Source organism: Mycobacterium asiaticum (assembly GCF_001668675.1).
GTDB classification, from domain to species: Bacteria; Actinomycetota; Actinomycetes; order Mycobacteriales; family Mycobacteriaceae; genus Mycobacterium; species Mycobacterium asiaticum_D.
Genome location: NZ_LZKQ01000210.1, coordinates 26,783 through 41,873, shown reverse-complemented (window position 1 = coordinate 41,873; position 15,091 = coordinate 26,783). Strand labels below are relative to the sequence as shown.

The following is a 15,091-nucleotide window of genomic DNA, read 5'->3' as shown; positions in this document are numbered from 1 at the left end:
CATTGGCAGCCAGCAACCCTCGATAGTGGTCTGGCCCATCTTCACAACGATGTCACGGTGCTGATACCGACCTCCGCCGTCTAGCTGGTGCCTCGCAGTCGCTGCGCCAACCCGCTGGCCCGCACCGCCCGCCGCTCGATCGCGGCTCGTACACCGGCCTCCGAGCCGATCACGCGCACTTTCTTTTTTGCCCGAGTCACCGCCGTGTAGAACAGTTCCCGGCTCAACAGCCGCGAATCTTCAGTCGGCATAAGCACAGTCACCTCGTCTGCCTGGCTGCCCTGGCTCTTGTGGATCGTCATCGCGTGCATCGTCTCGACGTCGGAGAGCCTGCTGGTGGCGAAGTTCAGCAACTCGTCCGCGCCGGCGACGACGGCGCGCAACGACTCGCCGGCGACGATCGTCACCCCGGTGTCGCCGTTGTAGACACCTAACCCGTAATCGTTGGTCGTCACCAGCACCGGTCTTCCGGCGTACCACGCTGACCAGATCGGCTCACCCGTTGCCTCGGCCAACCACCGTTCGACTTGACGGTTCCAGTATTCGACGCCGTAGCGTCCGCGGCGGTGCGCGCACAGTAAACGATGCTCGTCGAGCGTGGCCAGCGCCGCGGTGGCATCACCGAGCACCGCTGCCCTTCGCAGCGCAAGGGCATGCGGCACAAGGACATTTCGCAATTGTTCGGTTGGGTCCTCGGTGTCGAGCCATTCGATGTGCTCATCACCGGCGCGCAGCAGCTCCAGGACGGCGTCGGCGGCACCGTCGCGGATCGCCGAAGCCAAGTCACCGATCGATCGGCCGAACCGGTGTGACGTTAGCAGCGCAGCCACCTGGGCGTTGTCGTGAGCGCCCAGACCGTCGACGAGGTCGGCCAGCACCGCGCCGGCCTCCACAGACGACAACTGGTCGGGATCACCGACCAGCAGTAGCCGGGTGTCGGAACGCACGGATTCCAGCAGCCGCGCCATCATGGTCAGCGAGACCATCGAGGTCTCGTCGACAACGATCACGTCGTGCGGCAGTCGGTTGCCCCGGTGATGCCGGAACCGCGACGAGTTGTCCGGGCGGCTGCCCAACAACCGGTGCAGGGTGGTGGCTCGCAGCCCGGAAACCCGTTGCCGGTCAACGAGGTCCAGCTCTTCCAACTCGAGCTGCACCGCTTCGTGCAGGCGCGCCGCCGCCTTCCCGGTGGGTGCTGCCAGGGCAATGCGCAGCCGCGACCTGCCGTCCCGTTCGGCCTGCTCGGCGAATAGCGCAAGCAGTCGCGCCACCGTGGTCGTCTTGCCCGTCCCCGGTCCACCGGTCAGCACCGTCAAACTCTGCCGCAACGCGATCGCGGCGGCCGCGCGCTGCTCTTCATACCCTTCGGGAAACAACCGGGCGACATCCAGCGATACGTCCGGCGCTCGCGCCGACAGCAGAGCCAGCAGATCGGCCGCGACCTGCTGTTCCTCCAGCCAGTAGCGGTCGAGGTAGATCAGGCTGTCGCCGTAGATCCGCAGCACCGGTGGTGAACCGGCCAGGGGGCTGGCCCGCAATGCGGCCAGCCATTGGTCCACCGTCGGCCACGGGAGCTCGGGCGCGCCGACCTGAGCCTCGATCTCGCGCAGGTCTATGCAGACCGAGCCACCTCGAAGGGCGCGCACGACCAGCGCGACCGCCAGCGCGACCGACTCATCCGGCTCACCCGACATCGCGGTAAGCCGTTGTGCCACATGCACATCGGCCGGCTCCAGCACGCCTGCTTCGTTGAAGTCCTGCAACAAACCCGAGGCGCTGACCGCCCGGCGGCGATCGGCGGGATCGACGACATCGATTGTCATGCCGCCACCGGGCCCGCGTCGAGGAGGTCGGACAGTTCGGTCACCAACGCGGCCGGCGGTGCCCAGCTGAACACGCCGGCCGGATGGCCGTCGAGCACCGGGGTGTCGGCCCCGCACATGCCACGGAGGAACAGGTACAGCACGCCACCCAGGTGACGCGACGGGTCGTAGGCCGGCTGTCGCCACCGCAGGAAGCGATGCAGCACCACGCTGTACAGCAGCGCCTGCAGGGGGTAATCCGAGTGCAACATCGCCTCGGCCAGTCGCGGTCCGGTGTAATCGGCGGCCGTCAGCGGTTTGTCCGGCTCACCCAGCCAGTTGGTCTTATAATCGACCACCAGATAGCGCTGACTCGGCCCGTCCGGGATCCGAAGCACGGCATCGACCGAACCGCTCAGATACCCGCGCAACGGCTGGCCGCCGAGGGCATCGCCCAGCAACCTGTCGGCGTAGGACGCCAACGGATCGGTTGCCGCCAGATGCGAGCGCAGCAACGCCCCCACATCGGCGAGCCGAATCGGCGGCAGCCCACCACGGCTATCGCCGCCGGCTAACGGAAACTCGAAGTCCAGTTCTCGCAACCGATCTCGTAATCCGATTTGCCGCAGCGTCAGGCCGTCCGCCAGCGGACCCAACGGAGTGTCGTGTAGTGGAACCAGGGCCGCGGCAAGATCGGCAGCCGGCACGCCCACCGGCCACCAGGTTGAGTGAGCACTGACCTGAGCCTCGAGCTCGGCTGCGAGGTCGGCCGCGAATGGATCGGCGGTTTCCAGTACCGCGTGCACCAGGGTGCCGAACTTCGCGCCAGTGGGCAGTGCCGCCATCGGTGACGGCACGTCCGACCCGGCGGGCGTCTGCAGCAGCGGGATGTCGCCGACCTCGTCATCCAGTTCGGTGATCTCCGGCTCGCTGGTGACTCCCGTCGTCTCGGCCGCCTTGATCAAGCCCGAGTACGAGGTGCGCCGCCAGGTGATGTCGATGCTGCGATGAAAGTGCCGGGTGTTAAGCCCGGACGGCGGTGGCTCGCCGGAAAGGGCTGGGGCCGAGGCGATTATGGACTCTTCCAGGACCGGCCCGCCGGCAATCTCCCATTCACGGAAGCGGTCCCATGCGTCGTCGTCGGTGATCTTGGTGGGCACGCAGCGGTCCGGAACCGCCGTCTCGCCCGGCCGGCGCCCCCGCAGCAGCCGCGACAACCCACCGTTGGGTTCGTCGAATGCCGGTGACCACCAAGCCACCACCTGTGATTGGGCCCGGGTCATCGCGACATAGGTCAGCCGGCTGTCGTCGCTGGCGTCCTCTTTGATCGCCAGCGCTTCCACGGCGGCGAAGTCGGGACTTTCCCTGCCGCCGATGTGCAGACAGCGCACGCCATTGTCATGGAACAGCATCAGGTCGCGTTCCTGGATGTTGCGGTTGAAGGCAAACGGCAGATAGACGACCGGGTATTGCAGACCCTTGCTCACCCACACCGTCATGATCTGGACGGCGGCGGCATCGCTGTCGAGCCGCCGGTTGCGTTCGGCGGCGCCGCCGCGCTCTTCGCGCTGACCACGCAGCCAATCCCGCAGCGCCGGCAGCGCATAGCCTTCCCGGTGGGCCGTCTCTTGCAGCAACTGGGTCAGGTGCGCAAGGTCGGTCATGTGCCGTTCGCCGTCGCGCCACGACAGTACCCGGTCGCCCATCCCGCTCAACTGTGCGGCCTCAAAGATCGCGGCGACACCCCGCTCGCGGGCGTGACCGGCCCACACCCGCAATGTTTCGGCGACTTGATCGGTCAACCGATCACCGCCCGCGGCAAGGGTTTCCGCGGTCTCGCCGAAGAACATCGTCGCCGCGGCGGCGCGTACCACGCCGGGGCGGTGCGGTTGATCGAAGGCTTCCAGCAGTGACAGCCAATCGTCGGCGGCCTGGGATCCGAACACATCCGAGTCGCCGGTGTAGACCGCCGGGATGCCCGCTCTCGTCAGTGCATCGTGGCAGGCGCGCGCGTCCTTGTGCTTCTCCACAATGACCGCGATATCGCGGGCCACCAGCGGGCGGCCGTCGAAGGTGGCCTCAGCGACCAGCAACCGGCCGATGTCGGTGGCGAGGTCCTTGCCGATGTGCTCGCGCAGCTCGTCGATGCGTGGATTGGTCACGCCCTTGCGGCCCAGAGTCTCTCGGCGTACCACCCGAAGCCGGAACGGGGCGTTGTGCGGCGCGCCGGCCAGACGGTGGCCGTGGTGGGAAGCCGCGACGTCATGCACGACGATTCGCGGGTCACCGAGTTGGGCGCCCCGCAACACGATCTGCAGCCGATCCACCAGGGCGCTGTCGCTGCGCCAGTTCGTCGCCAGGGTCCGCTTTTCGCCCGCGGTCTGCGCGGCGTCGAGGTAGGTGACGATATCGCCGCCGCGGAAGGCATAAATCGCCTGCTTCGGGTCGCCGATGAGGATCAGCGTGGAGCGTCCGCTGAACGCGCGGTCGAGCACCTGCCATTGCACCGGATCGGTGTCCTGGAATTCGTCGACCATCACGATCGGCCAGCGCTGGTGCATGCGCAGCCGGGCGGGGGAGTCCTCGGTGGTCAGCGCGTCGGCCAGCCGGATCAGTAGATCGTCGTACCCCAGCACCCCTCGGCGGCGCTTGCGCTTCTCCAGTTCGGCCAGAACGTCTTTGGCGAAGCGGACGCACATCGCGGCCCGCGAGTCCGGTGGTGGGTCGCTTGGACGCAGATCGGTCGACGGATTGTTGACCACCGTCCGCGCCAATCGCAGAGCGTCGCGGTAGGTCAGCTCCGGATCGTCGCGCCGGCGGCCGAAGTGAGCCAGGTAGAGGTCGTCGACGATCTCGGCGGTCAGGTCGTCCAGATCCTCGACCAGGGTGACGCCGGCATCGGTGTCACCCGCCACGCCCAGCGATTTGAGCACCAGCTGGCAGAACTGGTGGGTGGTGGCGATCGTCGCCGCGTCGAAGTCGGCCAGCGCGTCGCGCAACCGCCGCTTGCGCGCGCTGCGCTCGGTCTCGGTGGCGTCGATCAAATACCGCACCAGCTGGTTGTCGCCGGCCACCGTCGGGTCGTCGAAAGCCCTTACCGCCTCGACCATCTGGCATCTGACCCGTTCGCGGAGTTCCTGGCTGGCGGCCCGCCCGAAGGTGATGAGCAGCATTTGATCGAGCGTGGCCACGTCCTCGGCGATGTAGCGGGTGACCAACCCGGCCAGCGCGAACGTCTTGCCCGTCCCGGCGCTTGCTTCCAGCACCGTGGTGGAGCGCTCGGCGGGCAGCGGGCCCAGCAGATCGAACGGTCGCATCAGCCGCGCCTCCGCTCCGCGCGCAGCATCGGTCGCCACAGTCGTGCGGCGTAGGCGCCGAGCCGCGTGTCCTCGCCGGCGCATTCCTCGCCGGGCCGCACCGGTTGCATCAGTTCACTCAGCCGTGCGTTCCAGCCCCAGGCGCGCACGGACGCCGGATCTTGGTTTTCGCCGGGGAACCGATTGCTGTGCCAGCGGTAGGACGCCGCTTGCTCCGCGTCGTCACCGGTGTGCCGGGCAACCGCCCACGCGTAGGACGTTTTGATCGGCAGGGGAATCGGTTCGCGCCGCCCCGCATCGTAGATGGCCACCAGGTCACGGAGCAGCTCGATGGCTTCCTCTCGCGGCCGTCCCAGCTCCTCCTCGCGCGGGGTGGCACCCCGTTTCGCGCGGCCGACGCAAACCGCCGACCAGTCACGCCCGGGGTCGTGAGCGATCAACGCCAACAAAGGAATCCAGCATTGCACCAGGTGCTTGCCATCCAGTTTCGAATAGGTCACCGACACCACACGATCGCCGAACACCTGCGACACCGTGCCGGTCAGCCGACGCCCGCCGAGGTCGATGTCGACGTCGTAGGCCGCCGTTTCGGCACGCCGGTATGCGCGCGCCGCGTTCGCCAGGACCTCCGCCTGATCCCGGATCTCGGTGACCTTGCGCCAGCCGAGGTGACCGGGCGGCAAGGTGCCACGGCGCCATTCGGCTTGCCGCGCCTCATCCGGTGCCATGCCAGCGAGGATGTCGGCCAGCATGCGGTCGCCGACCGCCCATTCCTCGAGGTTGTTGATGTCGACCGGCATCGCATCCTGGACGCCGTCCACGTCCCAGGGCAGCGTGTACTCCAGCGCCCGGAAGAAACCCTTCACCGGGTCCTTGAAGAAAGCCAGCAGATCGGCGAGGACCACATCGTCCGGTGCCGGCGGCGGAAGCGGCCCGCCGATGAACTTCGGCCGCTCGGTACGTTCTCCGGTGGCGGACCGGGCCGCCCGCAGCACGGTGAGATCGAAGCTGAACGGCACCTCGGGTACCAGTCTGCCAGGTTCCACATTGCGGAAGTCGAACGGCTGCAACGGATGTTCGACGACGATGCGCTCGCGTACCGCCGCGTCGGTCGTCACGTCGAGGGTGTCCAACAGTTCCGCCAGTGGGACAGCCGGTGGTCTGCGCTGACCCGAGTATTCGTTGGCGCCGGTGTAGGTGATGACCAGGTGCTCGGTGGCGGCGCCAATCGCGTCGAGCAGCAATTGCCGGTCCTCGGAACGGATGTCGCGCTCACCGGTCAGCGGACACCGGGCCAGGACGTCGTCGCCGTCGACCACACCCAGGCGCGGGAAGACGCCGTCGTCGAGGCCGACCAGGCACACCACCCGGTGCGGGACCGAACGCATCGGCACCATCGTGCAGACGGTCAGCGTGCCGGTGCGGAAGTTGGCGCGGGTGGGACGCCCGGCGAGGTGTCGCTGCAGCAGCGCGCGAATATCGGCCAGCCGCAACAGGGTACCGGCCCGTGGGCCTGCGGTGCGCAGCACGTCAGCGAATTCCCGGTGCAGCTGGTCGGTCTGCCACGTCTCGTCGTCGTCGACGCGGGTCAGCAGCGTGATGCCGTCGGCCAGTGCGGTCAGCCAGTCGCTTAGTGGGTGCGTCCCGGTGAGCGAGTCCACCGCCCGCTGCAGCCGGTCGACGTATTCGGCTAGTTTGCCGGCCAATTCGACGCGGTTGCTGCCCACATCGTCGAGGGGCAAGGTCGAGTCGATCCAGCTGTGCGATGCGTCCGACATGGCGACCCCGGCCAGGATGCGGTCGATGCCGAATCGCCAAGTGTTATGGATGAAGTCGACCCCGAACGGCTTGCGGTGTTCCTGGTCGAGTCCCCACCGGATGTTGGACTGTCGGACCCAGCGGGTGATGCCCTCCAGGTCGTCGTCACTGAAGCCGAACCGGGCGCGGACGGGTGCGGCCTGGGCGAGATTGAGCACCTCGCTCGCCGTCACCCGGCCACCGGCCAGGGCCAGCAACTCCGCTGCGACCCCGAGCAGCGAATTGGTCTGCAGCAGTGAGCGATCGGCGAGCCGGACGCGCAGCCGGTGTGCGGGATGCGCGCCGCTGACAACGTCGCCGAGCCCGAAGTCAGCGACGATCAACGGCGCGTAGGTCTCGATGTCCGGGCACATCACCAGGATGTCGCGCGGCTCCAACGTCGGGTCATCGGCCAGCAGGCCCAGCAACACCTCACGCAGCACGTCGATTTGCCGGGCCGGCCCATGACAGCTGTGCACCTGGATCGACCGGTCGTTGCCGGTCAGGGTGCGGCCGGCCCGCCGGACGGTGTTGGCGGCCAGATCCGATTGCAGCCAGCCGAGCAGCGTGTCCGGTCGTGTTGGCGCGTCCAGCACCTCGTCAGTGGCGGGATCGGCGGGAAGGCCGCGCTGTAGCTCGCGCAGGTCTCTGCCCAAAGTCGTCAGCAGCGGATGGCCGACGGCGCGGTGGCTGGTGTCCTCGCGGCGCGGTATCGCGCCGTGGATCGCCGCAAGAGCACGCCACAACGCGTCGCTGGGGTGCGGCAGCCACAGGTGCAGTTCGTGATGGGTGGACAGCGCTTCGAGGAGCTGGATGTCGGTGCACGCCAACCGGGTGTGGCCGAACAGCGACAACCGCGAGGGCAGGTCGGCCGGGCCACTGCGTAGCCGATTGACGGTTTTCTCATGCCGGACGTGCGGGGGCTCGGCGTCGATCAGCGCGACCAGGGCACGCCAGAGTTGCGGTTGCCAGGCCAGGTCGGAGTGCAGATCACCGGCGTCGCCGACGAGCCAGTCGGCGAGTAAGCCGGGCCGTTGCCGCGCGTAGGAAGCGAACAGGCCGGCCAGGCGACGGGCCACCGCGTACCGCCGGCCCCGGCGCAGTTCCGCCTCCGCGCCAGTGTCGAAGTGCCCCAGATGCTTTGCCAGCGTGGCACACCACGGTTCGTCCAGCGAACGGTCGATCACCTCCAGCAACGGCCAGGTGACGGCATCCGGTGACCACGGGTCGTCAGCGGCGGTGCCGGTGATTTCGGCGATCAGCGACCCCGGGCTGCGGAACGACACACCCGCGCACACGCCGTCGCCGCCACCGGGCCCAGTCCCCAACCGATGAGACAGTCGCTGACTGAGCCAGCGTTCCACCCCCCGTGCCGGAACCAACACCAGCTCCTCCGCGAACGGGTCAGGCGTCGGGTCGGCCAAGAGCGCGCTGAGCCCGTCGGCGAGCAGATCGGTGCGCTCGGCACGGTGCAGATGAAGTGCCATCGCGGGCCACGATAGACCGGGACTCCGACACCGGTGGCAGCATGGGACGGGTCAAGCCGTGAGGGAGGAACCGATGGAAGCGTGGGATGCGATCCGGGCCCGGCGCAATGTACGCCAGTACACCGAGCAGCCGGTCTCGACAGAGGACCTGAACCGTATCGCCGAGGCCGGGTGGCGGGCGCCGTCGGCAAAGAACCGCCAACCCTGGGATTTCGTCATCGTGACCGAAAAGGCGGCGCTGCAGGAACTTTCGACGGTGTGGGTGGGGGCCGGTCACATCGCCGGGGCGGCTGCCGCCATCGTCCTGGTGATTCCGGAGCCGCCCGACGAACGCCGGAAGGTGATCGACCAGTACGACGTGGGCCAGGCGACGATGGCGATGATGCTCGCGGCGACGGACCTGGGCATCGGTACGGGTCACTCGTCGGTGGGTGAGCAGGACAAGGCGCGGGCCATCCTCGGCGTCCCCGACGGCTACCTGGTGGCCTACATGCTCGGCGTCGGTTACCCGGCCGACCGGCCGCTGACCCCGATCCGCAAGCCCAATCGCCGGCCCTTTGACGAGGTTGTGCACCGCGGGCGCTGGTAATGCTTGGCATGCTTGGGGCCATGAACAGAAACGAGATCACCGAGCAGATCGTCGTGGCCCGCCTGGCCAAGGGCCTGAGCTGGCAGAAACTTGCCGACGCCATCGACCGCCCGGTGCTGTGGACGACGTCGGCACTGCTGGGACAGCACCCGATTCCGTCCGAGCAGGGCAAGGTGCTGGTCGAGCTGCTGGGCCTGGATGAGTCCGCGGTGGCGGTGCTGGCGGCACCGCCGATGCGCGGCGGCCTGCCCACCGCGGTCCCTACCGACCCGACCATCTACCGCTTCTACGAGGCGCTGCAGGTGTACGGCGGCGCGATCAAAGAGGTGATCCACGAACAGTTCGGCGACGGCATCATGAGCGCCATCAACTTCAGCGTCGACCTACAGAAGAAACCGCACCCGTCGGGAGACCGCGTCGTGGTCACGTTCGACGGGAAATTCCTTCCTTATCAATGGACTTCGGCGCAGGACTGACATGGCCGAGCAACCCGCGGCGCCGGCCGCGCCCAGCCGACGCAAGCCTGTCGACCTGGTGCTCTCCGGCGGCGGCGTCAAGGGCGTCGGGCTGGTGGGAGCGGTCGTCGCGATCATGGACGCCGGGTACGCCGTCAAACGCGTCTCCGGTGTCTCGGCCGGCTCACTGGTGGGGTCGATCCTGGCCGCGGCGTCCAACGGTGACCAACTGACCAGCGACCAGATCAAGGAAATCGCGCTGACCCTGCCGTACGAGAAGTTCCGCGATGCCGGGCCGGTCGGTCACCTGCCGGTGCTCGGTCAGGCGTGGGGTCTGCTTCGGGACAACGGCATCTACCGGGGTGACTTCGCGCATCAGTGGATCCGCAGCGAACTGAAAAACCTGGGCGTCACGACTTTCGGCGATCTGGCGCTGCGGGACAAGCAGATCCGCGCCGATCGCCGCTACCGGTTGGCCGTCACCGTCACCGACATCACCACCGGACAGTTGGTGCGGCTGCCGTGGGACTACGAGCGGCTGTACGGCCTCGATCCCGACGAGCAACTGGTCGCGGACGCGGTCCGTGCCTCGATGTCGATCCCGTTCTACTTCCGCCCGGTCACCTTGACCAGCGCAGACGGGCGGGAGTCGACACTGGTGGACGGCGGCGTGCTGTCGAACTTCCCGATCGACTCCTTCGATCGATTCGACGGCAAGCCGCCGCGCTGGCCGACCTTCGGGGTGACGGTTATGCCCAATTTGCCCGAGGGCAACGACCAGCTGATCCCGGGAGTGGGTGCGCTGCGCCTGCTCGGCCCGCCTTCGGTGCTGCTTGAGCAACTGATCACCACCATGTTCGTCGGCCACGACCAGACCTACCTGAACCAGCCCTGGGTGAGCGCGCGGGCGATCCGGGTGGATTCCACCGCGGTGAACTTCCTGGACTTCGGGATCTCCCGCAAAGACGCCGAAGCGCTCTACACCAAGGGCTACGACGCGGCCGCGGCGTTTCTGTCGAGGTGGAACTGGGTCCAGTACCTGGAAAGATTCCGTCAGTACCAATAGCACCGAAGTGCCACGGTAAGCCGGCTCGAGTGCCAGAATCGGAGACGGAGGAGGCGCCGGTGTGCAGCGGTTGTTCGGGCAACCGCTCACCCACGGCTCAGCTCGTCAAAATCTGCGGTGACAACTCCTTGAGCATCGCGTTGGCCCACCGCATCTGCCGCAGCGTCTCGGGGTGGCACCGCGAGGTCACGTCGACAAGCTCCTGATCCTTGGCCGCCTGTGCGGCCTGACTGAGTAGCTCCCAGTCCAGGGATACTCCCGCCGCCAGTCGATGCACATGGCGCAGTTCGGCCAGCAGCAGCAACCCCGGCTGTGGGCGGTGCCGCAGCGAACTACCCAGCCGGGACTGGACAGTCCCCGCGCGAGGTGCGGTGCGTGGTGTCGCGGCCAGTCGTACCCCGTAGTGGCGGCCGTGCTCGGCCAGCACCCCCAGATGGCTCTGCGACCAGCCGGCCAGGTCACGTGCCAGGTGCGAGATGTCCTGGTCGGACCGGTGCCGCACCGATATGCCGTTGAGGCCGCGGGCCAGCCTGCGTTCGGAGCGATGCAGTTCCCGGATGGCCAGCTTGAGCTTCATCGTCAACTCCCCGATCGGGTTGCCTGCACGCGCGCGGCGGCGGTCTTGTAAGTCGGTTGCTTGGACACCGCGTCCCAATCGGTGAGGGTGAGTTCGTTGCCGGCCCGGTGGTGATCCGGACGATCAGCGTCCCAGTAGCCGTAGTGGAAGGGGACGAAGACGACCCCCGGCCGGATGCGCCCGATCCGGGCGGGGGCGGTGATGCCACCCCGCGCGGTGGTCACGTCGACGGGCTGGCCTTCCTGGATCCCCAGCCGCTGGGCGTCCGCGTCGGAGATCTCCACCCACACCTCTGGTGCGGCGCGTTGCAGTTGCGGTGCCCGCGCCGTTTTGGTGCGGGTGTGGAAGTGGTAGACGGTGCGCCCGGTGATCAGGACGAAGGGATATGTGTCCGAAGGCCGCTCGTGTGCGGGCAGGTACTCGGCGGCCTTGATGATGGCCTTGCCGTACGGATTCATGGCCCGGTATTCGGTGGGCTCCAGCGGCGCACCGGTGATCAAGTCCTTGCCGTAAGCCTCGCAATAGTCTGGGTCCGACCAGAATTCGCCGTTCGCGTAGAGCCGTTCGGTGCCGTCGGGATGTGCTGCGTTGCAGGGCCATTGAATTCCGCTGCCGGCACGCAGTTTGGCGTAGCTGAGCCCGGTGTAGTCACACGGGCGGCCCGCGCTGCACTGCTGCCACGCTTGGAACGCCGATTCTGGGTCCTGCCAGGAGATCAGCGGCCGGTCGTCTTTGTCGCGGAAGTCCATGCGCCGTGCGTAGTCCAGGAAGATTTCGAGGTCTGGGCGGGCGGAACCCGGTGGCTCGACGGCTTTTTCGGAAATGTGCACGGTTCGGTCGGCGTTGGTGAAGGTGCCGGTTTTCTCACCCCAGGCCGCCGCGGGAAGTACCACGTCGGCGAGTTCCGCGGTCTCTGTCATGAAGATGTCCTCGACGATCAGGAACAGCCGGTCTTGGCTGAGTATGTTGCGGATGCGCGCCAGGTCCGGCAGGGACACCGCCGGATTGGTCGCGGTCACCCACAGCATCCGCAGCGTGCCCTCTTCGGCGAATCGAAACATCTGCATCGCGTGGGTGGGCGGGGCGTAGTGCGGGATCTGTTGCGGCTCAACGTTCCATAATTCTGCGAGTTGTGCGATGTGGTCGGAATTGGCCCAGTTTCGGAAACCCGCGAGGTCGCCGTCGGCGCCGCACTCACGGGTGTTCTCCGCCGTCGGCTGGCCATTCATCTGCAGCACACCACAGCCTGGCTTGCCGAGCATGCCACGGACCAGGTGGATGTTGTTGACCTGAACGCTCGCCGCCGTCGCTTGATGTGACTGGTAGAAGCCTTGCAACACGGTGGACAACAGTCGCTCGGCGGTGCCCAGAATCTCTGCAGCGCAACGGATGTCCTTGGCTTCGACGTCACAGATCTCGGCGGCTCGGGCCGGTGGAAACTCGGCCACCCGGCGCCGCAGTTCGTCGAAACCGACCGTGTGCGCGGCGATGTAGTCGTGGTCCACCCAGTCGTGGCTGATGATTTCGTGCAGCAGCCCATTCATCAGAGCGACGTTGGTCCCGGGCAGCGGCGCCAGGTGCACGGTGGCGTGCTCGGCGACGGGAGTCGATCGAGGGTCGACGCAGATGATCGCCGGGGGTGCTGAGCCGGCCAGCCGGTCCAGCATCCGCGCCCACAACACCGTCTGCGTCTCGGCGACATTGTGCCCGAACAGCGCGATCACATCGGCATCGTCGATGTCGCTATAGGAGCCGGGCTGTCCATCACAGCCGAACGACTCCTTGAGCGCCTCGGCGGCCGTGGCGGTGCACAACCGGGTGTTGCCGTCGACGTGGTTGGTCCCGATCGCCGCGTGGGCGATCACTGCCTGTGTGTAGTACTCCTCCAAGAACAGCTGTCCGGAAGTGTAGAAACCGATTGAGCCTGGGCCGCGGGAATCCAGGAGTTGTTTGGTGCGCAACACGATTCGATCCATCGCGGTGTCCCAATCGGTGGCACGCAGTTGGCCGCGGATACGCACCAGCGGGGTGGTCAGGCGGTCGGGGGACCCGTTGGCCTGCCAACCGAACATGTCTTTGGGATCGAGCCGGCCTCGATTGACCCGGTCCACGGCCCGCCCTCGCACACCGACGATGCGGTCGTTCTTGACGGCGATGTCGAGGGCGTCGCCGTTGGAATGCAACACCGCCGCGGATTGCACCCAACGGTCTACGGATCCGGCATCGACTCCCCGGGCGAGGAACTCGTCGACGCGTTCGGGCCATCGCTGATCCGGCCCGTATGGGGTTCGCGTTCCCCATGGGTCGGCGATGCGATCCACCGCCTCCATGACACGCGCGTACCCGAAGGGGGGTGGTCGAAACGTCCCCCGTCGGTCAGAGGCCCAACTCTTTCTCGATCCCGTCGATACCGGTTCGCATCGCTTTCAGCGCGTCGGCGCGGGTCCGTAATTTGGTGGCGGCGTGGGCTTTCTGGTTGAGGCCGGCGAACTCGCGGGCCGCTTCCTCGGCGCGGCTGACCACCACTTCCGGCAGCACCATTTCGTCGATGAAGCCCGCGGCCAGCGCGGTTTCGCCGAAGAAGGTTTTGGCCAGCCCGGTGGCCTGCTGGTAGGCCGACCGAGTCAGCCGCAGCTTCATGATCTCCAGTGCGGGATACGGGATCACCATGCCGATCGCGACTTCGTTTGCCTGAATGTTGTACGCGTGGGCGGCGATTCGATGGTCACCAGAGGACAGCAGGAATGCCCCCATAGCGATCGCGTGCCCGGTGCAGGCCATCACCACCGGCTTGGGATAGGACAGCAGTCGGTAGGACAGCTCGAACCCGCCGCGCAGCATGTCGACCGCGGGCTGCGCTTCGCCGGAGGTCAGGATCTTGAGGTCGAAGCCGCCGCTGAACACCCGTTCGTTGCCGGTGATGACAAGCGCGCCGACGTCGTCTCTGTCGGCTTGGTCGATCGCCTCGTTGAGGGCCTGCTGCATGGTGGGCCCGAGCGCGTTTACCTTGCCGTCGTCCATCCGGATGACTCCGATGGTTTCATCGTGGGTGTAGACGACCGGACCGCTCATAGGGCTACTCCTTCGCTGCGGATCCTTCGCTGCGGACCTCGATTGAATCAGATCGTCGCGCGATCACACCCGTTGGCTGCGATGCTTACCCAGCTCGTTCTCGGCGTCACCCCAGCGCAGGCTGACGTCGGTGGGCTCGTCCAGCTGCCGGGTTCGCCACCTGTCCTGGGTTTCCTGCACCGCGCGGTTGATCCGGTCGATCTCGCTGCGGAACACCTCGGGGCGCGTCTCCTTGCTGGCGTAGTGGAAGTAGGTCAGTAGGTTGCGCAGCAGCTCCAGCTTCTGCTTCTCGCGCTTGGCCAGGTCGTGCGTGGTCATCAACTCGATCCGTTGCACCGGCGGCAACGCGTCCCAGTCGAGCACCACCTTGGTCTCCAGCGGGGTGCGAGGACGCTGCCAGAACTTCCAGCCGCGCGGCCGGTCGGGGCGGTCGTAGTAGGTCACGGTGCCTTCGAAACGCGATTCGACGCCGTGCCCGATCTCGGCGCGGTCGAGCGCCGAGTCCCACACCATCCGCCACTCCTGCCCGGGCGCCAGCGTCGGCAGCTCCCGGGGCAGTTGCAGTTCCACCACGTCGGCATAACCGTCGGACGCGTTCTCGTACTCGGCCACCGTCGGCGGATTGGGGAAGTTGAACCGGATGTCGTAGGCCGCGGTGCGGCCGAAGTTGCGGACCACCAGCTCGATGACGTGCCAGTCCGCCACATGCGGCTCCATCAGCATCGCGACGTGCGGTCGGGTCTTCTCCGATGCCAAGGCGCGGTTCCGCTGCAGCTGCCGGTGAGTGAAGATCAGGGCGGCGATACCGAGTGCGATCGCCGCCCACGCGGCCCACACCAACCAGGTGCTGGACTCGACGTTCTCGATTCCGTGCCAGCTTGCCTGCCAGCTTCGTTGCGCCCACCCCATGGAATCCGCCCTCCGCTTGT

At 67.2% G+C, this 15,091-nt stretch carries 10 protein-coding genes; 3 read left to right on the top strand and 7 right to left on the bottom strand.

The features are described 5' to 3' along the window. Positions 1-80: 80 nt before the first annotated feature. The 3 genes from recD to recC are packed head-to-tail and all read right to left on the bottom strand — an operon-like array spanning position 81 to position 8,403. Positions 81-1,823 carry an exodeoxyribonuclease V subunit alpha gene (gene recD / locus A9X01_RS17710; RefSeq protein ID WP_065121981.1) on the bottom strand — a complete coding sequence of 581 codons (1,743 nt, stop codon included), beginning with the start codon at positions 1,821-1,823 and terminating at the stop codon, positions 81-83. Then, positions 1,820-5,119, bottom strand: coding sequence for an exodeoxyribonuclease V subunit beta (gene recB, locus A9X01_RS17705; RefSeq protein ID WP_065122077.1), 3,300 nt, complete (start codon positions 5,117-5,119; stop codon positions 1,820-1,822). Before recB ends, recD begins: the two co-directional genes overlap by 4 nt. Beyond that, positions 5,119-8,403, bottom strand: a complete 3,285-nt coding sequence (recC, locus tag A9X01_RS17700) for an exodeoxyribonuclease V subunit gamma (protein WP_065121980.1) — start codon at positions 8,401-8,403, stop codon at positions 5,119-5,121. Before recC ends, recB begins: the two co-directional genes overlap by 1 nt. A 73-nt stretch (positions 8,404-8,476) precedes the next feature. Between recC and A9X01_RS17695 the strand changes: the two genes are divergently transcribed. Genes A9X01_RS17695 through A9X01_RS17685 form a run of 3 tightly spaced genes read left to right on the top strand, consistent with a single transcriptional unit; the run spans position 8,477 to position 10,513 of the window. Beyond that, complete coding sequence (locus A9X01_RS17695) at positions 8,477-8,992, top strand: nitroreductase family protein (RefSeq protein ID WP_065122076.1); 516 nt, start codon at positions 8,477-8,479, stop codon at positions 8,990-8,992. Between the two features lie 20 nt (positions 8,993-9,012). After that, positions 9,013-9,468, top strand: coding sequence for a cyanase (gene cynS, locus A9X01_RS17690; RefSeq protein WP_495524981.1), 456 nt, complete (start codon positions 9,013-9,015; stop codon positions 9,466-9,468). A 1-nt stretch (position 9,469) separates the two neighbouring features. After that, on the top strand, positions 9,470-10,513 hold the full coding sequence (locus A9X01_RS17685) for a patatin-like phospholipase family protein (protein WP_065121978.1): 1,044 nt from the start codon (positions 9,470-9,472) through the stop codon (positions 10,511-10,513). Between the two features lie 97 nt (positions 10,514-10,610). Here A9X01_RS17685 and A9X01_RS17680 read toward each other — a convergent pair whose 3' ends face one another. From A9X01_RS17680 to A9X01_RS17665, 4 genes are all read right to left on the bottom strand, one after another. Continuing rightward, complete coding sequence (locus A9X01_RS17680) at positions 10,611-11,090, bottom strand: hypothetical protein (protein ID WP_065121977.1); 480 nt, start codon at positions 11,088-11,090, stop codon at positions 10,611-10,613. A 2-nt stretch (positions 11,091-11,092) separates the two neighbouring features. Then, entirely contained in the window at positions 11,093-13,420 is a 2,328-nt protein-coding gene (locus A9X01_RS17675; RefSeq protein ID WP_065121976.1) for a molybdopterin oxidoreductase family protein, read from the bottom strand. Positions 13,421-13,466: 46 nt separating this feature from the next. Continuing rightward, complete coding sequence (locus tag A9X01_RS17670) at positions 13,467-14,162, bottom strand: crotonase/enoyl-CoA hydratase family protein (protein WP_065121974.1); 696 nt, start codon at positions 14,160-14,162, stop codon at positions 13,467-13,469. Positions 14,163-14,225: 63 nt separating this feature from the next. Then, the gene (locus tag A9X01_RS17665; RefSeq protein WP_065121972.1) at positions 14,226-15,071 is read right to left on the bottom strand and encodes a DUF8453 domain-containing protein; all 846 of its coding nucleotides are present in this window, start codon (positions 15,069-15,071) and stop codon (positions 14,226-14,228) included. Positions 15,072-15,091 lie beyond the last annotated feature (20 nt).

Coding starts and splice junctions, on each gene's coding strand:
- A9X01_RS17675 (WP_065121976.1), bottom strand. CDS start 13,420: ATGGAGGCGGTGGATCGCATCGCCGACCCATGGGGAACGCGAACCCCA.
- recD (WP_065121981.1), bottom strand. CDS start 1,823: ATGACAATCGATGTCGTCGATCCCGCCGATCGCCGCCGGGCGGTCAGC.
- A9X01_RS17665 (WP_065121972.1), bottom strand. CDS start 15,071: ATGGGGTGGGCGCAACGAAGCTGGCAGGCAAGCTGGCACGGAATCGAG.
- recB (WP_065122077.1), bottom strand. CDS start 5,119: ATGCGACCGTTCGATCTGCTGGGCCCGCTGCCCGCCGAGCGCTCCACC.
- A9X01_RS17695 (WP_065122076.1), top strand. CDS start 8,477: ATGGAAGCGTGGGATGCGATCCGGGCCCGGCGCAATGTACGCCAGTAC.
- cynS (WP_495524981.1), top strand. CDS start 9,013: ATGAACAGAAACGAGATCACCGAGCAGATCGTCGTGGCCCGCCTGGCC.
- A9X01_RS17680 (WP_065121977.1), bottom strand. CDS start 11,090: ATGAAGCTCAAGCTGGCCATCCGGGAACTGCATCGCTCCGAACGCAGG.
- A9X01_RS17670 (WP_065121974.1), bottom strand. CDS start 14,162: ATGAGCGGTCCGGTCGTCTACACCCACGATGAAACCATCGGAGTCATC.
- recC (WP_065121980.1), bottom strand. CDS start 8,403: ATGGCACTTCATCTGCACCGTGCCGAGCGCACCGATCTGCTCGCCGAC.
- A9X01_RS17685 (WP_065121978.1), top strand. CDS start 9,470: ATGGCCGAGCAACCCGCGGCGCCGGCCGCGCCCAGCCGACGCAAGCCT.